This window comes from Caballeronia glebae, assembly GCF_001545035.1.
Classification (GTDB): domain Bacteria; phylum Pseudomonadota; class Gammaproteobacteria; order Burkholderiales; family Burkholderiaceae; genus Caballeronia; species Caballeronia glebae.
Window position 1 is genome coordinate 1 of record NZ_FCOJ02000068.1, and the last position, 19,983, is coordinate 19,983.

Annotated in this window: 13 protein-coding genes, 3 pseudogenes and 1 riboswitch; of the genes and pseudogenes, 7 read left to right on the forward strand and 9 right to left on the reverse strand. The window is 60.7% G+C overall.

The annotated features are described in order from the left end of the window. Window positions 1-110 precede the first annotated feature (110 nt). Window positions 111-1,352, forward strand: coding sequence for a hypothetical protein (locus AWB82_RS31075; protein WP_143756931.1), 1,242 nt, complete (start codon window positions 111-113; stop codon window positions 1,350-1,352). Window positions 1,353-1,545: 193 nt separating this feature from the next. Here AWB82_RS31075 and AWB82_RS36840 read toward each other — a convergent pair. Further along, window positions 1,546-1,707 (reverse strand): annotated as a pseudogene (locus AWB82_RS36840) (IS5/IS1182 family transposase); the annotation flags it as partial. A 688-nt stretch (window positions 1,708-2,395) separates the two neighbouring features. Between AWB82_RS36840 and AWB82_RS31085 the strand changes: the two are divergent. The 3 genes and pseudogenes from AWB82_RS31085 (at window position 2,396) to AWB82_RS31095 (ending at window position 7,468) form a co-directional block, all read left to right on the forward strand. Beyond that, the gene (locus AWB82_RS31085; RefSeq protein ID WP_086973142.1) at window positions 2,396-4,252 is read left to right on the forward strand and encodes a hypothetical protein; all 1,857 of its coding nucleotides are present in this window, start codon (window positions 2,396-2,398) and stop codon (window positions 4,250-4,252) included. A 33-nt stretch (window positions 4,253-4,285) separates the two neighbouring features. After that, complete coding sequence (locus tag AWB82_RS31090; protein WP_143756932.1) at window positions 4,286-6,169, forward strand: hypothetical protein; 1,884 nt, start codon at window positions 4,286-4,288, stop codon at window positions 6,167-6,169. 188 nt (window positions 6,170-6,357) lie between these two features. Further along, window positions 6,358-7,468, forward strand: a pseudogene (locus AWB82_RS31095) (IS3 family transposase). A 376-nt stretch (window positions 7,469-7,844) separates the two neighbouring features. On the opposite strand, the gene AWB82_RS31100 reads toward AWB82_RS31095, so the two are convergent. Continuing rightward, window positions 7,845-10,055 carry an O-linked N-acetylglucosamine transferase, SPINDLY family protein gene (locus tag AWB82_RS31100; RefSeq protein WP_143756933.1) on the reverse strand — a complete coding sequence of 737 codons (2,211 nt, stop codon included), beginning with the start codon at window positions 10,053-10,055 and terminating at the stop codon, window positions 7,845-7,847. 274 nt (window positions 10,056-10,329) lie between these two features. Beyond that, window positions 10,330-10,501: riboswitch (yybP-ykoY riboswitch) on the forward strand. Window positions 10,502-10,509: 8 nt separating this feature from the next. On the opposite strand from AWB82_RS31100, the gene mntP reads away from it, so the two are divergent. Next, window positions 10,510-11,079: a manganese efflux pump MntP gene (gene mntP, locus AWB82_RS31105; protein WP_086973145.1), complete on the forward strand. Its 570-nt coding sequence runs from the start codon at window positions 10,510-10,512 to the stop codon at window positions 11,077-11,079. On the opposite strand, the gene AWB82_RS31110 is transcribed toward mntP, so the two are convergent. Next, window positions 11,045-11,476 (reverse strand): DUF6632 domain-containing protein, encoded by a 432-nt coding sequence (locus tag AWB82_RS31110; protein WP_086973146.1) that lies wholly within the window; start codon window positions 11,474-11,476, stop codon window positions 11,045-11,047. The two genes, mntP and AWB82_RS31110, sit on opposite strands and share 35 nt — an antisense overlap. Before the next feature lie 174 nt (window positions 11,477-11,650). On the opposite strand from AWB82_RS31110, the gene alr reads away from it, so the two are divergent. Next, entirely contained in the window at window positions 11,651-12,754 is a 1,104-nt protein-coding gene (gene alr / locus AWB82_RS31115) for an alanine racemase (protein ID WP_086973147.1), read from the forward strand. A 188-nt stretch (window positions 12,755-12,942) separates the two neighbouring features. On the opposite strand, the gene pdxR is transcribed toward alr, so the two are convergent. Next, the gene (gene pdxR / locus AWB82_RS31120) at window positions 12,943-14,400 is read right to left on the reverse strand and encodes a MocR-like pyridoxine biosynthesis transcription factor PdxR (RefSeq protein WP_086973148.1); all 1,458 of its coding nucleotides are present in this window, start codon (window positions 14,398-14,400) and stop codon (window positions 12,943-12,945) included. Window positions 14,401-14,486: 86 nt separating this feature from the next. On the opposite strand from pdxR, the gene AWB82_RS31125 reads away from it, so the two are divergent. Further along, window positions 14,487-15,113 carry an FMN-binding negative transcriptional regulator gene (locus tag AWB82_RS31125; RefSeq protein WP_086973149.1) on the forward strand — a complete coding sequence of 209 codons (627 nt, stop codon included), beginning with the start codon at window positions 14,487-14,489 and terminating at the stop codon, window positions 15,111-15,113. A gap of 65 nt (window positions 15,114-15,178) precedes the next feature. On the opposite strand, the gene AWB82_RS31130 is transcribed toward AWB82_RS31125, so the two are convergent. From AWB82_RS31130 to AWB82_RS31145, 5 genes and pseudogenes are all read right to left on the reverse strand, one after another. After that, window positions 15,179-16,558 carry a CoA transferase gene (locus AWB82_RS31130; RefSeq protein WP_086973150.1) on the reverse strand — a complete coding sequence of 460 codons (1,380 nt, stop codon included), beginning with the start codon at window positions 16,556-16,558 and terminating at the stop codon, window positions 15,179-15,181. A 53-nt stretch (window positions 16,559-16,611) separates the two neighbouring features. Beyond that, on the reverse strand, window positions 16,612-17,613 hold the full coding sequence (gene pdxA / locus AWB82_RS31135; RefSeq protein ID WP_086973151.1) for a 4-hydroxythreonine-4-phosphate dehydrogenase PdxA: 1,002 nt from the start codon (window positions 17,611-17,613) through the stop codon (window positions 16,612-16,614). Continuing rightward, window positions 17,610-18,188, reverse strand: a complete 579-nt coding sequence (locus AWB82_RS38610) for a nucleotide-binding domain containing protein (protein WP_235023507.1) — start codon at window positions 18,186-18,188, stop codon at window positions 17,610-17,612. The genes pdxA and AWB82_RS38610 overlap by 4 nt, the downstream gene beginning before the upstream one ends. A 96-nt stretch (window positions 18,189-18,284) precedes the next feature. Further along, window positions 18,285-18,698 (reverse strand): annotated as a pseudogene (locus AWB82_RS38615) (four-carbon acid sugar kinase family protein); the annotation flags it as partial. Further along, window positions 18,608-19,744, reverse strand: coding sequence for a 2-keto-3-deoxygluconate permease (locus AWB82_RS31145; RefSeq protein ID WP_235023505.1), 1,137 nt, complete (start codon window positions 19,742-19,744; stop codon window positions 18,608-18,610). The pseudogene AWB82_RS38615 and the gene AWB82_RS31145, both read right to left, overlap by 91 nt. Between the last annotated feature and the right edge of the window lie 239 nt (window positions 19,745-19,983).

Consider the following 19,983-nt stretch of genomic DNA (forward strand, 5'->3'; position numbering starts at 1 on the left):
CGACAGCACACCGGCTCAGCAACCGCTTGCCGCCTGACCGGGCCCCGCCTGGCAAACACCAGATTTGACAATAACTCGCGAATGGTAACGGCTACGGCCCGTCTGCATCAGTGGCCGCGTCGAAGAACGGCATAAGCGCATCAGGCCTGACTCCTCATACGCCTCGTCTAGCGAACTCTTATTCGGTAACTCTTGCAAACAATCAATGCAACTACAACGCAGACGAAGGCATACAGTACGGCCTCCAATGTGGTATAGCGATTGTCGGCAACATCGCGATTGGCAACGGCGATCTAGGTATTGAAGGCGATACGTCTTTCGCTACGACGAAAACCGCCGAATCGATGGGTTTCGAGATTCCATCGCAAACGGTCCTCACTGGCAACTACATAGACGGCAGAAAGGCGGACGGGACGCTCGGATTGGGTGGTATCGGCTTTTCCGGCGGCAATGAAGGCGTATGCATCATTTCGAACAATATCGTGCGCTGCGTCTCCGGAAAGATGGGGATAGCCATCTCACAGAACGCGGGCGGCTACGTCCTCATAGAGGGCAACCTACTCGATCAATGTAACCCCGGCGCGAATCAGCATCAGATTCAGGCGCGTGCGCAATATGTTAAGTTGGCGGGTAACGTTGTCGTCCGCCCCGGCGCGGACTATCCCCATAGCTTCGCTTTTCTGTATGGGACGATCCAAACGGCGATCATCGACGGAAACTATGCTGAAGCAATGCATTCGACAAGTATTAGTGTCGCTCCGTCAGCCGCAAGTTTATCGCTTTTGCGCGTTGCACATAACACGTTCATGGGTTCGAGTGCGGGCGCCATCGCTTTCGCACCAGATAGAGCGTGCGCGGTGCAAACGGTGGATGTCTCGTCAAACCTGCTTCTGAACGTGAATGCGTCCGGGGCAAGCGACAAGCGGGCCATTACCATTAGGCCTTCGAGTTCGGACCTTACAGTCACTGTCGCGAAGCTATCTATCCGCGATAACACCGTAACTTATGCGGGCACAACCTTATATCCGGTCGGCATGTCGAATATGCAGGCGAGCGCCGTAGCAACGGCGGAAATCGTAAGAAACGATTTCGGCGCGCCCACCATGCCTTATGGAAACCGATCGATCGACTCGAACGACGTTGTCGCTCCCTCCCAATTATTCGAGTCGTCAAACAATTTGCCCGGGCAGCGCGCTACGCGCGGCACTGCGCCGCCAACGGATGGAAGCTGGGCTATCGGAGACGCTGTGACGAACAGTAACCCAGCGTCGGCATCGAGTCCCGTTGTCGGATGGGTTTGCACGGCGGCGGGTACGCCGGGAACGTGGAAGTCATACGGCGCGCTTTCCTAGCAGGCTGTTGAAATATCCCTTCGTGAACATGCTCGCGCTTATTCGGAACCGCCAATGCGGTGAAGTGTTACGAACGAATTGACGCCGAATTTCCTTGATTCAGGTGCTGCACCGACGGTAATGGACATACCGACAAATCGGGCAGCATCTGGACGCATTTCTGCGACCGCGTCCCGTTCGGCCGTTCCTTTTCCTTTGCGTCGATCTCGTACATGCTCGAAAACACTCCGCCCATACGCGTAAGGGCCTCGTTCAGATACAGTCGAATCGGTCGCAGAGGATGACTTTCCGAAATGGGGTCGTCCAGCCTGGACATCGTGAACATCGATTCGGTGTAGCCGTCCGCTCCGCGCATTGCTTCAGTCTCGGGGGTGTTCGATTCCTTGATTCAACGTTTCCCCCTTGCGCGCGGCCTGCCAACGAACGCGCATACGCATATGCTCCCGCTTACCGTTCTCAACTTATATGCTGCTGTTTGAGGACGCGCGAATTCGATTTTCTCCACAAGAACTCTTTACGGAGCACCCCGTCTGCGATCATCGGGCGATTTTCTTGACTCGCCAGTCATGACTCGCCCGGAATTTCGGTAGGGGTCTGCAAATTCCGGCCGGACAAGTCAACGGTGGCGGGAACGCATCTTGGGGTCGCGGCCATTCTCAACAAACCGGACGTATGGACGAAATCGGCATTGCAGCCGATGAACCTATACGGGCTCGGTTGATATTATAAGAAACTAATCGTATGCAATCCTAGTTAAACCGTAGCTAATAGTCGGCTATCCGCGTTCATGGCTATGCATGGGGGCGGGGTTTGGCGAGACCAGGAGCGATCACTCGTTGGTACGCGCAGCATGAAAGACGGAAGTGCGCTATAGTAATGTAAGTAGTCCACGATATATGGAGGCGAAGCACGGTGAGATGTATTGCGCTGTGCTATTTGGAGGGTTCGACAGCCCTATCCTGTTTCACGCAATATCAACTGGTCCAGTGAGTCACGGACAGGAGATTTAGGCGTCGAGCGAAACAAAAGGAAGAGTCGCAAGCATGGACCGCTATCTAAAGGCGAACGCTTCAACTGTTGCGCCAACTGTGCCCGCCACGAACACGGGCGGCTACCCGCAGGACGGGAAACCCGAAAGCGATCTGGACGGGTCGATTCCCGGCGCTTGGTGGTTCCACTCGATCACGGAAGAAATACGCGGCGCTATTTCAAAACTCGGCGGTGAACCTGATTGGACGAAGACCGACCAACTCGGCGCGGCGATCGCGGGCGCGATATCAACCGCGACAAACTACGCGACACAGTCACTTGCAACTGACCACGGAGCAAACAGCATCGGCTTTGTACAGGATGCTGATGGCGCAGTGAGCCTTACGGTCGCATCAGTGTTGCGCCGCAATTGGGTAACACCGCAGGAATTTGGCTGTAAATGCGATGGCTCGGACGATACGGCGAACTTCGTCGCCGCGTTGTCTTCCGGGAAGCCGGTGCATCACATTTTTGGCACGTTGGCGATCACAAACGCAATTGTCGTGGTCCCTTGTGAATTTTATGTTGGTTCCCTTGCCACGATAAAACTGCTTCCTTCGACCGACTATCGGGCTGGTCTGATCCTGCAGGGCGTTCGGTCACGCGTTGTATGTGCCGGCTTGTTTGATGGCAATAGCGTCGGGCGCAGCTTGATCGAGACTAGCGCGAGCGCCGCCGACTCGCAAGTTTTCCTTTATAACGCAGCTAATGTGTCGAGTGTTGCCGCCTCACAAGCTTACGTGAGCGGATACGTGAATAGCGGTGCGCCGGGCATTGAATTCCATGTTACCGCACGCGATTTCTCGAATAAGGGCGGTCAACCTTCATCGCCGCGCGTCGCGACCATGCAAGCCAACGCTGACAGATTCCGTGGGAGCGTCAAGGGAACAAACGTTCATGGCGGATTTACGTGTCAGTGCGTAACGGGGCACATTGACCTCATCGATGTCTTCAACGCAGCCGACAACGGAATCTATCATTTAGCAGGCTCTTTGACGGTGGGAGACTTGATCTATCGAGGCTCGGAAGAGTCCGCCGTCAATGAAGCAAGCTTGTTTGTCGATCGCGCATTCTTGAGCGGAGGCATTACATCGATTGGCATACAAAACGCGACGAAGACACACATTGGACTGTTGCAGATCGATGGCGATGCAGATCAGCCCAACGGCGCGTCATATGGGCCCACGGGCATTGTGCGACTGAGAACGGGTAACACGAATGGCGGAGACCTCACTATCGGCGCGATCAAGGGGCGGATTCGGCCATACTGGTTGTTCGGCCTCGACGTAGGCGCAATGGGGCATATCGATATACAAAACGTCGATCTCGAATTTCTATATGACCCTCGTGTAATGACAGCGGGTTTGACGTACTTCTGTCGACTGTCTGCTTGTGCATCGTACAAGCTTCGAAACTGGAATGTGCGAATCATTGATATTAACGACGCTGCGCCCGCCGGATACTTTAAGGTCGACTTGACCAAGAATCCGATGCGTCAATGTTTTATCGAGGATGTTCGCTTCTATCTTTACAAAGCAGACGGCGTCACTCCCATCGACCCAGCAACTTACCTGCGTTTCTACGGAGCGGTGGCAAGCCCTACGTCGATTGTCGCGACGAAGGGCATGACGTGGGAATTCAATGCAGGAACGATGCGCGAAGCGACTTGGTTGGGCGGCGCTCTCAACGCAAACGACGTTGCATCGAGTGCTCCGACCGTTGGCACATGGGCGCGAGGCAAAGTCATTGCGAATGCAATGCCATTAGAAATGGGCGCGGCCGGGAGCAAGTATGTCGTAACCGGCTGGATCAACACCGCGCCTGGTGCGCCGGGTACTTGGCTCGCGCTACGTGCGCCAACCGGGAACTAGCGCACTAGTCCTTCTCTTCTTTACTTGGTGTTTATGGATCGTTATTGGAAGTCCAACACGGCGGCTAACGCGCCGATTACACCTGACACGAACGCGGGCGGGTTTCCGCAAGACGAAATGCCGTCAAGCGACGTGAAAGGCACGGTTCCGGGCGCATGGTGGTATCACAGCGTTACGGAAGAAATCCGAAATGCTATTGCCACGCTCGGTGGCGTGCCTGACTGGACAAAGACCGACCAACTTGGCGTGGCGATTTCCGGCGCGGTCGCCACGGCAACGAGTCAGACACAGCAGGCTTTCTCGGTGCCTAATGGCGCGGCGCTCGTCGGCTTCGTGCAAGCAGGTTCAGACGCCGCAGCGCGCACGGTGCAACTTAAGGTGCGCGAGTCGGTCAGCGTGGATGATTACTACCGGCCAGACCTTGGAGACGTCGATTACACGCAGGCTTTCGAGCGTGCAATGACGTACCTCACCTCTCGCGCCGGCGGCATCGTGCGCTGCCCGGGTTCGTTGTACCAAGCAGCGCAAATTGTGCTGCGTCGATACATTCTAATTGAGGGCATGGGAGCGGGTGCGACCGAACTCATCCAAGCACCTGGCATGAATCGAGATTTCATCGTTTCTGAACACTTCGACGCTCTGACGGGGTCGGGCCGTACGGTTTCCGCCGACTCGCGTGTGCCTTCTTGGTTCGGCCTGAAGGACATTCGGATAAATGGCAATGGCGCGAGTCAAAACGGAGGCCGTGCTATTGCATGGTATGGGGCATCGATCTTGATGAAAGGCGATGTGCTGGTCTATGGCGCACACGACGACAACGTATATACCGAGTATGCGTCCGCGAGCGGCTCGGGTACATGGCGGCAACAAGAGGAGGGGCTAATTGATAACATCACGACGATGCGCAGCGTCAGCGGGTTTGGTTGGCGCAATCGCGGCCCACACAACACTGTCGTTCGCAGCATTATTGCAGGCTACAACGCCGGTGGCGGCTACATATCGGAGACGCTTGCAGGAAAATACGACGGTAACATCACGGAAATCGCTCACTTACACACATACGCGAACGCAAACGGAAAGGGCGATGTCGGCGCCGTTATAGGCTCTACGACCGGGATCAATCATTGGATCATAGATGGCGACTATGGCGAAATTAGCGCATCGAATTGTCAGGTCAGCCGCGTAAAGATATTTAATGGCGGTCAAAGCCATGACGGACTGATCGTGTCAGGAAACTATAACAACGTGGCGGAACTACTCGGATACATGTACACGGGTACAAGCGGGCATAGCGTCGTAAGCATTTCGGGGATGGGAAATAACTTCGGCGCGACGAAGATGTTCGGTCAGCTCGGATCGCATACTGGTGTCACGATTACGGGTTCGGGTAACACGATCGAAGGGCTGTACGCGCGCGAGTGTGCGACCGGGCTTGATGTATCTGGAAGCCTTACCAAGGTTAGCGGCAAGATCATGCTGTCTCACGTTGCGGGTTTCAAGTACACGACTCCGACCGACCTTCACCGAGGGAAGAACTGCATTGAGCTTTCTATCTATACAACGCAAGGGACATACGTGACCGGCGACCGTCCCGCAGATCAACTCGATCACTTCGACATTAGCGGATCCGGTTTGGGTACTTCCGGTGGATGCCATGCAGAATTGCAAAGTGATCCGTTCCCACTCGACGTGACAACATCACAAAACCTAACGGTTGCTCATGGTCTGCTGTACACGCCGACACGCCAGTCGGTGTCACTCACCCTGCTAGAAAGCAGCCCGGCGGATTCCGCTTTCGTTGACGTGCGATTCAAGGTGATTAGCTGCGATGCGACTAACATTGCTGTTCGCGTCGTCGTTCCGGTTGCCGCCGCAGCTGGAACAAAGGCACGCATTGGCGTTCGAGTTTCCATCTGACTCTAGCGAATCGGCCACACGCTCGCATCATGTGTGTGATTCATAGAGATCGTTTCATTTAGAATGAAGCGATGGAACGCGAGATTGCGACCTAATTTCGATGGATATTGCCGTATTGCGAGGCCGGCAACGCCGGTCTATCGCCTCCCCAGATCGAGAGAATGGCTTCCAACGGAGAAATGGAAGTCATGAAGAAGAGTCGATTCACGGAAGAACAGATGGTCACGATGCTGCGCGAGGCGGACAAGACGTCGGTCGCGGAGGTAGCCAAGAAGCACGGGATCAGCGAGCAGACGATCTACAACTGGCGTCAGCATTTCGGCGGGATAGAGGCGGCCGACGTGAAGCGTCTGAAGCAGCTTGAGCAGGAAAACGCGCGACTGAAGAAGATGGTGGCAGAGCGTGATCTCGAACTCGATGTGATGAGGGAGATCAACGCAAAAAAGTGGTGAGCGTGCCCGCTCGCCGCCTGCAGGTTGCTTACGCAAAAGCGCGAGGCCTGTCGGAGCGGCGTGCGTGCGCGCTGATGTCGGTCGCGACGTCGGCGTTGCACTACCAGTCGAAGTTGGCCGAGCGTCACGCGCCGGTGTTGGCGGCGATGTGTGTTCTGTCGGCGCAGTATCCGCGCTGCCGTTACCGTCGCATCCAAATTTTTTTGGATCGACAAGGCCATCGGATGAGCGCCGACCGGGCTTGGCGGCTGTGGCGGCTCGCTGGACTGCAGGTGCCGCGCAAGCGCCCCCGGCGACGCGTGCCGATGCATCGGCCCCGGCCCCAGCCAGCTACGGCTGCACGGCATGTCTGGGCGTATGACTTCGTGTTCGATGCCTGCGCCAACGCTCAGCAGTTGAAGTGTCTGACTGTGATTGACGAATACACGCGCGAATGCCTGGCCATCGATGTGGCGGGTTCGATTCGCTCCGGACGGGTGATCGAAGTGCTGTCACAACTGATCAGCCTGCATGGTGCGCCACGCTATGTGCGCTCGGACAACGGCCCGGAATTCGTTTCGCGCGCCATCCTGAAGTGGGCGGCACAGAACGGTATGGATATGGCACTGAGCGATCCCGGCAAGCCATGGCAGAACGGCGCGGATGAGAGTTTCAACGGCAAGTTCCGGGACGAATGCCTCAGTATGGAATGGTTTCGGACGCGCGTCGAAGCCAAGGTCGTAATCGAGCAATGGCGGCGCCGCTACAATGCCATTCGGCCGCATTCGAGTTGGCCTATCTAACACCCAACCAGTTCAAGCAGCGGTACTGTTCAATTGAAGCAACCCAGGCCGTTCTTCAAGATTGAAACAGTCCGGAGAAACCAGGCGGGTCATCGGAGCGGGGCAGATACGCACTACGCTTTATTCGACACCATGTTTGACCCAGATTCTTTGACATACTTGTCGGAAGACTATACGTTTTGCCGTCTCGTCCGAAGCCTGGGAATCAGACCTCTTGTCGATTTTGCACTCTAATCTCGCCCATCAAGGTATCGCAATATATACGGGCGACTTGCAACGAAGTCTGTCACTTAGGAAGGTCTAATTCTGGCATCTTGATTATGTCGACAAGGATGAAGATGTCTGGCGCGGCTGTGGGCTCAGGGTCACGATATCGAACAATCGCACGATCGCTGAATTGCTCGCCTTCGCCTATAGAAATGATCTCGCAAACTCGGACTGTCAGGTAAGTGGGACGACCGGGGCTTGCACCGCGCCGTCGCACCACTCAGTCCAGGCATCCCGATATGATTTTTCGACACTGCGCGCAAACCGGGAGCCATCCATAAGGGGAGAACGCGCCATACGAGGACGCAAATTCAACCGTAGCTCTTCAAGGCGCGCCTGATTCATTGCTAACTCGACTGAAATCCGGACAAACTCTTCTTCCGAATCGGCCGCAAGCTCGGGAATCTCCAAGTTCGACAGCAATGCGTAACCCGCACGGCTGACCGGCGTGCTGCCCGTGAGCGTCACGATTGGAACGCCCATCCACAAGGCGTCTAAACTGGTCGTATGGCCGTTATAAGGGAACGTATCCAGCACGATGTCAATCTTTCCGTATGCACGCATGTATTGCTCGGGCGGTTGAAAGTCAACGAACGTAATACGAGTTTGATCGACGCCGAGCTGAGCATACTTTGTAATGACGCGCGTTCGTGCATCACCCGGCGCTAACATGAGAAGCAGACGCGAATTCTCGACTTTCCGCATCACCCGCGCCCATAGGCCGAAAATCCGGTCAGTCAACTTGCCCGGACTATTGAGGCAACCGAACGTGATGTGACCACGGGACCGAGCCGGGGGAGGACTCACTTCAAGGCCGGTTATGAGTGGCTCATAGCACCAGAAGGTGTCTGGGAGACGGAGTGACTTCTCGCTGTAGCGATCATCCAGATAACGTGTTTGCAAAGGATCCAGCCAGGGATCCGTCAATCGGTAGCCGATTGCACTGCTACCGGTCGTGCCGGGATACGCGAGCCACGCGATTTGTACTGGCGCCGGACGTCGCGCGAAGACCAGGCGGCGTGCATTCGACATGTGCATGGTTAGATCGATAAGTACATCGATTCGATCTTCCTTGATTTGATGCGCGAGCCGATGGCCATCCAGATCGTGGACGTCTCTCCAGACGTCGGCGAACTGCGCGAGTTTTGCTGTCGTGTCATCGGGATGAGTTACGCTGGAGTAGCAATAGACTTCGACGACGGTATGGTCATGATTGCGCAACAGCGGCAACATGAACATGGCTTGGCAGTGAAAGCGGAAGTCAGCCGACACATACCCAACGCGCAGCCTTCGTGCGCTGCTCAGGTCGTTCTCGTATTGCACCGGTTCGGACGCATAGGGCGCTTCGAATTGGGCTGCGAAGCGCCGGCATTCATGGAGAACGTCGTAACCATTCTCGCTGCTGAAATTCAAGGCATAGGCCAGATTCGCATGTGCGGCTTGATAAGTCGGATCGAATTCGATGGCGGCGCGGAAGCAGTTCAACGCCTCGGCGATGTCGCCCGCTCCTTTCGTCAGCAAGATGTTGCCAAGACCGAAGTGATTCACAGCCGAGCGGGGGTTTGCCTCGATTGCCCTGCGAGCAATCGACTCGGCCTCATCGATTTTTCTGACCTTTGCTAGCAGAACCGCGAAATTGTATCCGGCAGCTGCATCGTTCGGATCGACTTCGAGTGCGCGTCGCAGATAAAACTCAGCTTCACTCGTGCGGCCTGTGTCTATCAACACGTTGCCTAAGTTCGTCAATCCGAGTACAAAATTCGGACTCAGCTCAACGACTCGCCGAAAGATAAATTCAGCCTTCTCTGGCTGCTCCATGTCGATCAGCACGATGCCGAGGCTATTAAGCGCCTCCGCCGAATCGGGCGCAAGCTCCACGGTACGATTCAACTGCTCCAAAGCCTGCGGAAAAGCGCCTTTAATCGCCAGATGCCTGCCGAGATCGAAGCAATACTGCGCCACATTGGGAGCGCACTCGATCGCGGACCGATACGCGGCCTCTGCTGCGGCCGGATCGCCCTGTTCATCGAAGAGGCGCGCGAGATTGTAGTGTGCGAGAGCGAAATTCGGGTCGAGCAACAATGCCCGACGGAATGCGGCTTCTGCCTCGGCGTGGCGCTTTTGCGCCTTCAGGGTCAATCCGAGGTCGATTTCCTTCCTTTCGTCTGCCTCGATCGAAAGCGATGCGCGAATGAACGATTCTGCCGTTACCGGATCACCGTTGAGAAGATGGATCGCTCCAAGCAGGTGCCGCGCTGGCGCGTTCTCCGGCATCGTATCCAGAATTTCGAGGCACAAGTTTTCTGCCTGTTCCCGGTCGCCCTCGCGGAAACGCGCCATGGCAGAGTCGAATGGCTCAAGAGATGCCGCTGTGGATTCTTGCACGTTGTGGGTCCGTTTTTATGCGTTTTTTCGGTGCGAGTATGAAACTGCGTCGCTGGGTCTGATGCAGGCCAAGTGAAAGCGGCGCGCATCGAGTCGTGTTCTCACTGAAGGAGAAATAGCCGATAGTTTAACCAAAGCACTACTAAGATAATACCGCAGCGGTTATCCGAAATCTTGACTTCGAAATCATCGCCAATGAACGGCAGTTTTCACAAGACTCTCAGGGCGATGTGACGCTGCGTTGCTCAAAATGCTGCATGTTAGAATCGCCCGGTATTTCCTCGCTGGGGAGTAGCCGGCTTTTCCGCACAGGGAAAGCGCTCATGTCAACACGCTCGGTCGTTCAGACCGTGGCATGAGCAGCCGTCAAAGGTTGGCAAGACCATCGACAGAATTCGCGACCGGTCGGGCGCGCGTTTTGTCGTTCCGTCTTGCCCGACCAGAGCGCTACTCGATGAACCTCGCCTCCACCCTGTTTCTAGCCTTCGCCATGTCCACCGACGCGTTTGCCGCGGCCATCGGCAAGGGCGCGACCCTGCACAAGCCGCGCATCGCGGAAGCGTTGAAGACCGGCTTGATCTTCGGCGTGATCGAGGCGCTGACGCCGCTCGTCGGATGGGCGCTCGGCAAGGCGGCCGCGCAGTACGTCACCGCGTGGGATCACTGGATCGCGTTCGGCCTCCTCTTCGTGCTCGGCGCGCGCATGATTCGCGAAGGCTTCGGCAGCGCGGTACATGAAGAGGAAAAGCCGAACTCGCATTCGTTCTGGGTGCTCGCGCTCACCGGATTCGCGACCAGCATCGACGCGATGGCGGTCGGCGCGGGCCTCGCGTTCATCGATGTCGATATCTTCTCGACGGCCGCGACCATCGGCTTCGCGACCATGCTGATGGTGACGATCGGCGTGATGGTGGGACGGCTCGTCGGCGCGACGATCGGCAAGCGGGCGGAAATCCTCGGCGGGCTGATTCTGATCGGCATCGGGAGCGTCATCCTGGCCGAGCATCTCGGCTATCTGAACTGAGCATGCGCGCCTTGTCGCCGCGCGGCGTGAAGATCGCGAGCGCGGCGGCGACGATAAAGAGCGCCGGCACGTCGCCCGTCAGATGACCGAGATGGCGACCCGCGCCGCCGAACGATTGCACGGCCATGATCGCGCCGTGCACGATGCTCGACCACACCGTGAACCAGATGAGGCTCAGATGCCTCATCGGTTCTCGCGATGCGATCAGCAGAAAAACGCCGAGCGTCGCATAGACGCCGGCGATCATCAGTGCGTACTCCGAAAGGACTTCGTGGCCCGATTCCCACGCCCATCCGGAAGGCCAGAGCAGCATCAGCGGATAAAGCGCAAAGAGCGCGATCAGCCCGACGACGACGAGCACGATGCGCAGGCAGGCGAGACGGCGGACGTCGTTCATGGCGGCTCCTTGGCGGCGCGACATGACCGAAAAGATATCGCGAATCCCACTGCACTGGCCAATTGCGACGGTAGGCGTTTCGACCAAAAAGCGGCACAAATAAAATAACAACAACTGCTATTTGGCCGATACGATTCGTCAATCCACTGCCTTCAACCCAAAATCCAGCACGTCATGCCACGTCCGATTTCCGCGCGCATTCATCTCGACGCCATTCGCGAGAATCTCCAGCTCGTCAAACGCACGGCGCCGTCCTCGCGCGTGTGGTCCGTCATCAAGGCGAATGCGTATGGCCACGGCATCGAGCGCATTTATCCGGCGCTCGCGGCGGCGGACGGCATCGCGCTGCTCGATCTCGACGAAGCCGTGCGCGTGCGCGAACTCGGCTGGAAGAAACCGATTCTGCTGCTCGAAGGCATTTTCGAGCCCGAGGACGTCGAGACGGCGGATCGCCACCGGCTCACGGTCACGGTTCATTGCGACGAGCAACTCGCGTTGCTGAAAGCGGCGCGGCCGAACGAGCGCATCGACATTCAGTTGAAGATGAATTCGGGCATGAACCGGCTCGGCTATCGGCCGGGTGCGTTCGCGGCCGCGTGGGAGCGCGCGTCGGGCATCGAGGCAATCGGCTCGATCGGCCTGATGAGCCACTTCGCGAACGCGGACGACGGCGCGATCGACTGGCAGATCGATGAATTCGATGCCGCCACGCGCGATCTTCCGGGCACGCGCTCGCTGTCGAATTCGGCGGCGGTGCTGTGGCATCCGCGCGCGCATCGCGACTGGGTGCGGCCCGGCACGATCCTCTACGGCGCATCGCCGACGGGCTGCGCGCGGCACATCGAAGGCTTTCCCTTGCGCACGGCGATGACGCTCGAAAGCCGCATCATCGGCGTGCAGGCGCTCGCGCCGGGCGAGACGATCGGCTATGGCCGCACCTTCACCGCGGATCGCGCGATGAAGATCGGCGTGGTCGCGTGCGGCTATGCGGACGGTTATCCGCGTCACGCGCCGACTGGCACGCCCGTGATCATCGACGGCGTGCGCACGCGCATCGTCGGGCGCGTGTCGATGGACATGCTCACCGTCGATCTCACGCCGTGCCCGGCGGCGGGCATCGGGTCATCGGTGCAATTGTGGGGCGAGCACGTCCGGGTGGACGAAGTGGCCGAGCCATCCGGCACGATCGGCTACGAATTGATGTGCGCGCTCGCGCGGCGCGTGCCGGTCACTATCGATGCCGGCGTGACGAACGATGCGCCGGCGCATTCCGCCTGACCTTCACGTAGCGTCTTCTACGGCCGTGGGGAGCGGGCGTTCGTCTTTCTTAAGTCGCAGGAAGGGCCGTTCGACGAACGCATAAGACATCGACGCGACGCCGATCGCGCCGAGCGCAATCACGGGACGCATCGAGAGCACGGCGGGACTCGTCGAATGACGGCGACGAACGCGAGGGTCGACGCGTCTCAAGGCTTCAGATGCCCAATCACATCGGCGAGGATTTCGATTCCTCTACGAATCTGCTCGACCGGCACGCTGGCGTAGCCGAGGATGAGCCCGGCCGGACGAGTCCGCGCGGCGCCCGAAGGCGCAACATGAAGCGGCGACACCGGATAAACGCCCACGCCCTTCCCATGCGCGGCGGCCACGAGCGCGGCCTCATCCGCCGCATCGACGAACGGCAGCCACAGCGTGACATGCAGTCCGGCCGCCGTGCCGGTCACGTGCGCGCGCTTCGGCAGAAGATCGGCGATTGCATCGAGCAAGGCCGCGCGCCGCCGCTCGTATTCCCGCCGCACGCGCCGCACATGACGCTCATACGCGCCGCTCTCGATGAGCGAAGCGAGCACGCGCTGATCGATAACCGCCGAATGACGGTCGCTCAGCCTTTTGGCCTGACGGAACGCGGGCACGAGATCGTGCGGCAGAATCATGTAGCCCAGCCGGAGATGCGGCGAGAGCGCCTTGGAAAACGTGCCGATGTAGATCACGCGGCCATTCGTATCGATCGATTGCATTGCGTCGATCGGGCGCTGGCCGTAACGGAACTCGCCGTCATAGTCGTCCTCGATGATCCACGCATCGTGCCGTTGCGCCCATTCGAGCAGTTCGAGCCGCCGCCCGATCGGCAACACGCCGCCGAGCGGAAACTGATGCGATGGCGTCACGTAAGCGAGCCGCGCGCGTCCATGCACGGGCAGCCGGCGCGTATCGAGGCCCTGTTCGTCGACGGGAACCGGCAGCGGCACGCCGCCCGACGCCTCGAAACAGTGCCGCGCGATCGGATAGCCGGGATCTTCGAACGCGAAGGCGTCGCCGGGATCGAGCAGCACGCGCGCGCAAAGATCGAGCGCCTGCTGCGTGCCGTTCGCCACGACGATCTGCTCGCTATCGCAGACGAGCCCGCGCGCGCGGCCCAGATAGGCCTGCAACGCGCGTCTGAGCGACGCATCGCCTTCGGGCGCGACGTAGTAGAGGCTATCCGGTTGATGCAGCAATTCGGCCTGATACGCGCGCTTCCAGATCAATGACGGAAAGTCGCGCGCGGACACCGCGCCGTACAGGAAGTTGACGCTGCCTTTATCCGCCTGCGCAAAGACAGGCGCGGGCAGCGTAGAGACGCGTCGGCCATACGCGGAAAGTGCCGGTGCGGTGCGCCCGGAGCGCGCGATATTCGGCGGCGCGAGCGGCATCGGCGGCGTGGCGACCCGCGCGACGCGCCCCGCCGACGTGACGAGAAAGCCCTCGGCCGCGAGTTGTTCGTAGGCAGCCGTGACCGTCGTGCGCGAGACGCCGAGATCGGCCGCCAGCGCGCGTGTCGATGGTGCGGTTGCGCCGGCGGGCAGCGTGCCGTCGGCGATCTGGGCGCGCAGCAGATCGTAAATGCGGCGTCCCGTGCCGATGGCGTCTTTCAACTGGACCATAAAAATCGCTTGAAACTGGATCTTCTTATTGTGCCTGTTTCGGGCGATAGTGATGCAGTTCCGTCACTTTCCGTCGAGCATCCACGATGTATATTCCGCCGCATTTCGCCGAGACTCGCCCTGAAGAGTTGCAACGGATCATTCACGCGCATCCGCTTGGAATTCTCGTGACGCGCGACGACGCCGGTCTCGACGCCAATCACGTTCCGTTCGAGTTCGATCCGGCGCAGGGCCCGCACGGTCTGCTCACGGCGCACGTCGCGCGCGCCAACGACGTTTGGCAGCGGTGTCCGAGCGGCACGCCCGTCATGGTCATTTTTCGCGGCGCCGAAGGTTATATCTCGCCGAACTGGTATCCGAGCAAGCACGAGGCGCATCGGCAAGTGCCGACCTGGAACTACGAAGTCGTGCACGCGCATGGCGTGCTCACCGTGCGCGACGATGAGCAGTTCGTGCGGGGCCTGGTCGCGCGCCTCACGCGGCGGCACGAGTCGAACGAGCCGAAGCCGTGGAAGATGGGCGACTCCGAACGCGAGTTCATCGACGGCATGCTTCGGAACATCGTGGGCATCGAGATCGCGGTGACGTCGCTCGTCGGCAAGTCGAAGCTGAGCCAGAACAAGGAGACGCGCGATCGTCTCGGCGCCGCCGATACGCTCGACTCGCGTGGGCAGCAAGAGTTGGCTCAGGCGATGTCGCGCGCCGGTTCCTGACGTATTTCCTCGCGTATTTCATCGATTGAGCGGATATCCGGCGTGCGCGGTTTAGCGGGCGCTTATCACCACCGCGCCGCCGACGTCCCCGGCGGCGCAGAATTCCGCGCATAACCCGCGGGCGTTCGCGCGAGTTGCGCACTCGGCCGCACCGCCATCAACGCGCCGAATCCGGATTCATACCGCTGCATATAAGGCGCGAAATCCGGCTTCTCGATCGCGAAGCCGCCCTCCACGCGACCGAGCCCGCGCAACCAATGGCCCGCCTGCGCAAGCGAAACCTGCACGTGCCAGCTTCCGCCTTCGCGCCGCTGTTTGCATAGCGCGGCGGCCGCGCCGAACGCCATCAGGAAACCGCTCGCCATGTCGAGCATCTGCATCGGCAAGGTGCGCGGCTTGCGCTCGCCCGCCGCTTCGCCTTCGGCGGCGTTGAAGCCCATTGCCGTCTGCACGAGCGAGTCGAAGCCGCGTCGCTCGGCCCACGGACCTTCGGCGCCATACGCGCTCAGCGACGTATAGACGATCCCCGGCCGACGCCGCGCCAGCGCGTCCGGCCCGAAACCCAGCGACGCGATCCCGCCCGGCCGATAACCCTGCGCAAACACATGTGCGTCATCGATCAGATGCCAGAGCGTCTCGCGATCGCGCTCCGAGCGAAGATCGAGCAGCGCCGAGCGCTTTCCACGGCTCATATCCGCGATCGCCGGAATATTCGGCAGATGCGGGCCGTTCACGAGCATCACGTCCGCGCCGAACGAAGCGAGCGCGCGCCCGCCGACCGGCCCCGCGAGAATGCGCGTGAAATCGAGCACGCGCAGGCCGTCGAGCGGCCTCGCATCGGCGGACAAGGAAGGCAGGGCGAGAGGCGGCGCATCGCCGATGCGCGTGATCGTCATCAACGGCTGAGCGGCGATGGCTTGCGCCTGCGGCGTCGCGTCCCATTCGTCGAACGTGCGCAGCATCGTCACGACGAGGCCGCGCTGCGCCGCCGCGTTTTCGTAATCGCTGGCGCGCCATAAAAGCAGCGCGCGTTCGGCGTCCTCGCGCGTCGCGGTGCGCGGATCGAGTCCGAGCAGACGCAGCGCGCCATCCTGATGATGTTCGAAGTTCGCGTGAATGCGCACGTAGCCATCGGCGCATCGATAGAGACCGGAGAATCGTCCCCATGTCTCGGGCTCCTTGCCGTCGACGGTGAAAACCCCGGTGCATTCGACCGCCGCATGCGTCATGTCGACGGATACGCGCTGCCGCCCCGCGCCGCGCGCAAAACCAAGCTCGCAAGCCGCGAGCGCCGCCGCGCCGATGCACGCCTGCGCCGCACGGCCGACAGCGAAACTGGAAGGGAAAACCGGATCGCGACCCGGAAGGTCGATGAAAGAAAGCGCATCGTCGGGCAGGCCGGCGATGCGCCAAATGTCATGCAGCGTATCGAGAGAAGAAGTCATGATCGATCGGCGCGAGTGCTTTTGGGGGAGCACTCATTATCGCGCCAACCGCGTCATTGCCGCCGCGTCGCCAGCTCCGCGCCCTGACGCAGCGCTTCGAGCATGCTGCCTTCATCGGCGATGCCCTTGCCCGCGATATCGAACGCCGTGCCGTGATCGACCGACGTGCGGATCACCTCCAGCCCGACCGTCACGTTCACGCCCGCTTCGAGACCGAGCACCTTCACGGGACCGTGCCCCTGATCGTGATACATCGCGACGACGAGATCGAAGTCGCCACGCCCCGCGCGATAAAACAGCGTATCGGCGGGCAGCGGGCCGGTCACGTCGAGACCGCGTTCCTGCAACACCTTCACGGCGGGAATGATCTTCTCCTCTTCCTCGCCATAACCGAAGAGGCCGTTCTCGCCTGCATGCGGATTGATGCCGCACACGCCGATACGCGGTTTCGCGATGCCCGACTTCACGAGCGTTGCGTTGCCGCGCTCGATCGTGCGCTGCACGAGGCCCGGCTCGATCTTGCGGATCGCATCGATGATGCCGATGTGCGTCGTCACGTGGATCACGCGCAGTTGCGGCGCGACGAGCATCATCGACACTTCGTCGACGCCCGTCAGATGCGCGAGCATTTCCGTGTGGCCGGGAAACTTGTGACCGCCCGCGTGCAGCGCTTCCTTGTTGAGCGGCGCGGTGCAGATCGCGTCGATCTGTTTCGCCTGCGCCAGTTCGACGGCGCGCGCGATAAACCGGTACGCCGCGTCGCCCGCGACAGCCGAAAGCTCGCCGAAGGGCAGATCGTCGGGAATGAGATCGAGATCGATACAGTCGATCACGCCCGGCTCGTAACGCGCCTGGGTTGCGTCCTCGATGCGGCGCACGCGCGCCTTGCCGCCGACGATTTCGTTGGCGCGTTCGAGACGTCGCGCATCGCCGATCACGAGCGGACGGCACTGCTGATAGACCGTATCGTGGGCGAGGCTCTTGACGACGACTTCCGGGCCTACGCCGCTCGCGTCGCCCATCGTGATGCCGATTACGGGGAGATAGTTGCTCATGATTTTTGTCTGGTGATGTCTATGTCTTGACGCGCGACGGGAACATCCGCGCCGCGCAAATGCAGATAGGCGCCGAGCAGCGCGTGCTCGCTGCCGAACGCGCCGGCTTTGGTGACGACCGACGGGCCTCGGCCGTTCGATGGCCGTCCGAGCGCGACGCCCGCTTCGATTTCGCGCACGAGTTCGAGGCCGCCGACGTTCGCGGCGGCGAGCATCGCGCGCGCCGTTTCGCCGCCGGTCGCGATCAGCCCGCCGAGCGCGTCGAAGTGCGGCGCGACGAGCGCCGCGAGCGCGTTCGAGAGCAGCGCGCCTTCGGCGGCATCGAACGCGTCGTCGCGGCCGATGCGCACGATCGCGTCTTCGTTGCCGCGCACCGCGTCGCCGATGCGCTCGCTCCAGGCGTGCCATTGCGGATGACGCGCGCCGTCGCGCAACACGGCGGGCGGCACGATCATTTCGGCCACGCCGGCTTCGGCGCGAAGCAGCGCGCATTGACGCTCGGAGATGGCGGAAAGGCTGCCGACGAGCGCGAGAATCGGGCCTTGCGCGGGGTCGATCGAACTGGCCGGGTGCATCGATGCATCGGCATGGAAAAGGTCGGGCAGGGCGGCCAGTTCGCGCGCAAGTCCGCCCGATCCGACCCAGAAGAACGGCTCGTCGACCGATGCGGTCACGCGTGCGAGCGATGCAAGATCGTCGCTGGTTTCGGCATCGACGATGATCGCGTCGATGCCGTTCGCCGACGCCGCCGCCGACGCGATCATCACCGCGATCTCTTGCGGCGCGGCGCGAAACGCATCGAGCGGAACGTGCGCGACGCGCAGGCCGACCGCGTTCAGCACGTCGCGCAAACCGGCACGCTGCCCGGCGTGTTCGAGTTGCCACGTTTCGGTGTCTTCGAGCGGCACGCCGCGCACGAACACGCGGGCATCGCGCACCGTGCGGCCCGTCGCGGGAAACGCGGGCGTGACGATGGCCGGTCCCGCGAGGCGGGTCAGCGCCGCGACTTCGGCGGCCCAGTTGCCGCGCAAGGTCGAATCGATCTTCTTGTAGAGACGCCGTCCGGGCGCGCGCAGCGCTTGCCACGCGTCGGCCGTGCGCTTCGCGGCGTCGGCGGGCGCGAGGCGGCGCGTGTCGGTGTCGCCTCCCGCGCCTCGGCGGCCGAACGCGCATCGCTGCGCGCATTCACGCGTTTCGCGATCGACGCCGTCAATATGGGCGAGACGATTGCCGTCACGACGACGCACGCCGCGACCAGCAGCGTCGCCGACTTGGCCGCTTCCGCATAGACCGGATTCGCCGCGGCGATCAGCGCCGGAACGGCCGCCGCGTTGCCCGCGGTATTCGCCGCCGCCGCGCCCGCCACGCCCGTGCCGCCCGTCAGACGATCAGCGAAATAAAGCGGAATGCCCGTCACGATGACGACCGCGAGGCCCAGGCCGATGCCGAGCAAACCGGCTTGCCATACTTTGTGCAGATCGAGGCTCGCGCCGAGCGCCAGCGCGAAGAACGGAATCATCACCGGCACGGCGCGGCCGAGAAACGCGCGCATCTCGCGGTCGAGATTGCCGAGCAACATGCCAACCGCGAGCGGCAGGATGCTGCCGACGAGCGTCGGCCACGGAAACGCGGACAAGCCGGCGATGCCGAGCGTGACCATCGTCAGGAACGGGCCGGATTCGAGCGACATGATCGTGTAGGCGCCGACGTCCTCCGAGCGTCCGTACTGGCCCATCAGCGCCATGTACAGGCCGCCGTTGGTGTCGTTCATCGCGGCGACCACGGCGAGCGTGGAAATGCCCGCGAACAGGCCCGAGCTGATGGGTTGCTCGCCGAGGAAGTGACCGAGCACGACGCCCGCGAGGATCGCCGTGCCGACCTTCGTCACGAACAGCGCGCCGCCTTTTCGAATCAGATAAGGCGTCGCTTTCACGTCGATGCTCGCGCCCATACACACGTAGAACACCGCGAGAATCGGCAGCGCGCCGGTGAAGAGCGCGTTCGTGAACGAGCCGAAGAACTTCGGCATGCCGGGCATGAACGTCGCGATCAGCGAGCCGATCAGCAGCGGGACGATCATCATCCCGCCGGGGACGCGCTCGATGGCGCGTTTGATATGAATCTGAGCCATGAGGTCTCCAGAGTGGTTTCTGTCCAATTCGATCACAGATTGATTGAATCGATCAAACTGGAGTGTAGTCGGCGCGTGATGTTTGCGCAAACCGATCGATATAGGCGTTTACACTGATCGATCGCGATCATTCCGCCTGTTCGAATGATCGAACCGATCAAAAAATCGGCGGCGTTGCGAGAACGCGTGAGCATTCGACGGACCCGGCCGGTTCGCTACACTGTGCGTCGCCGCCGGAA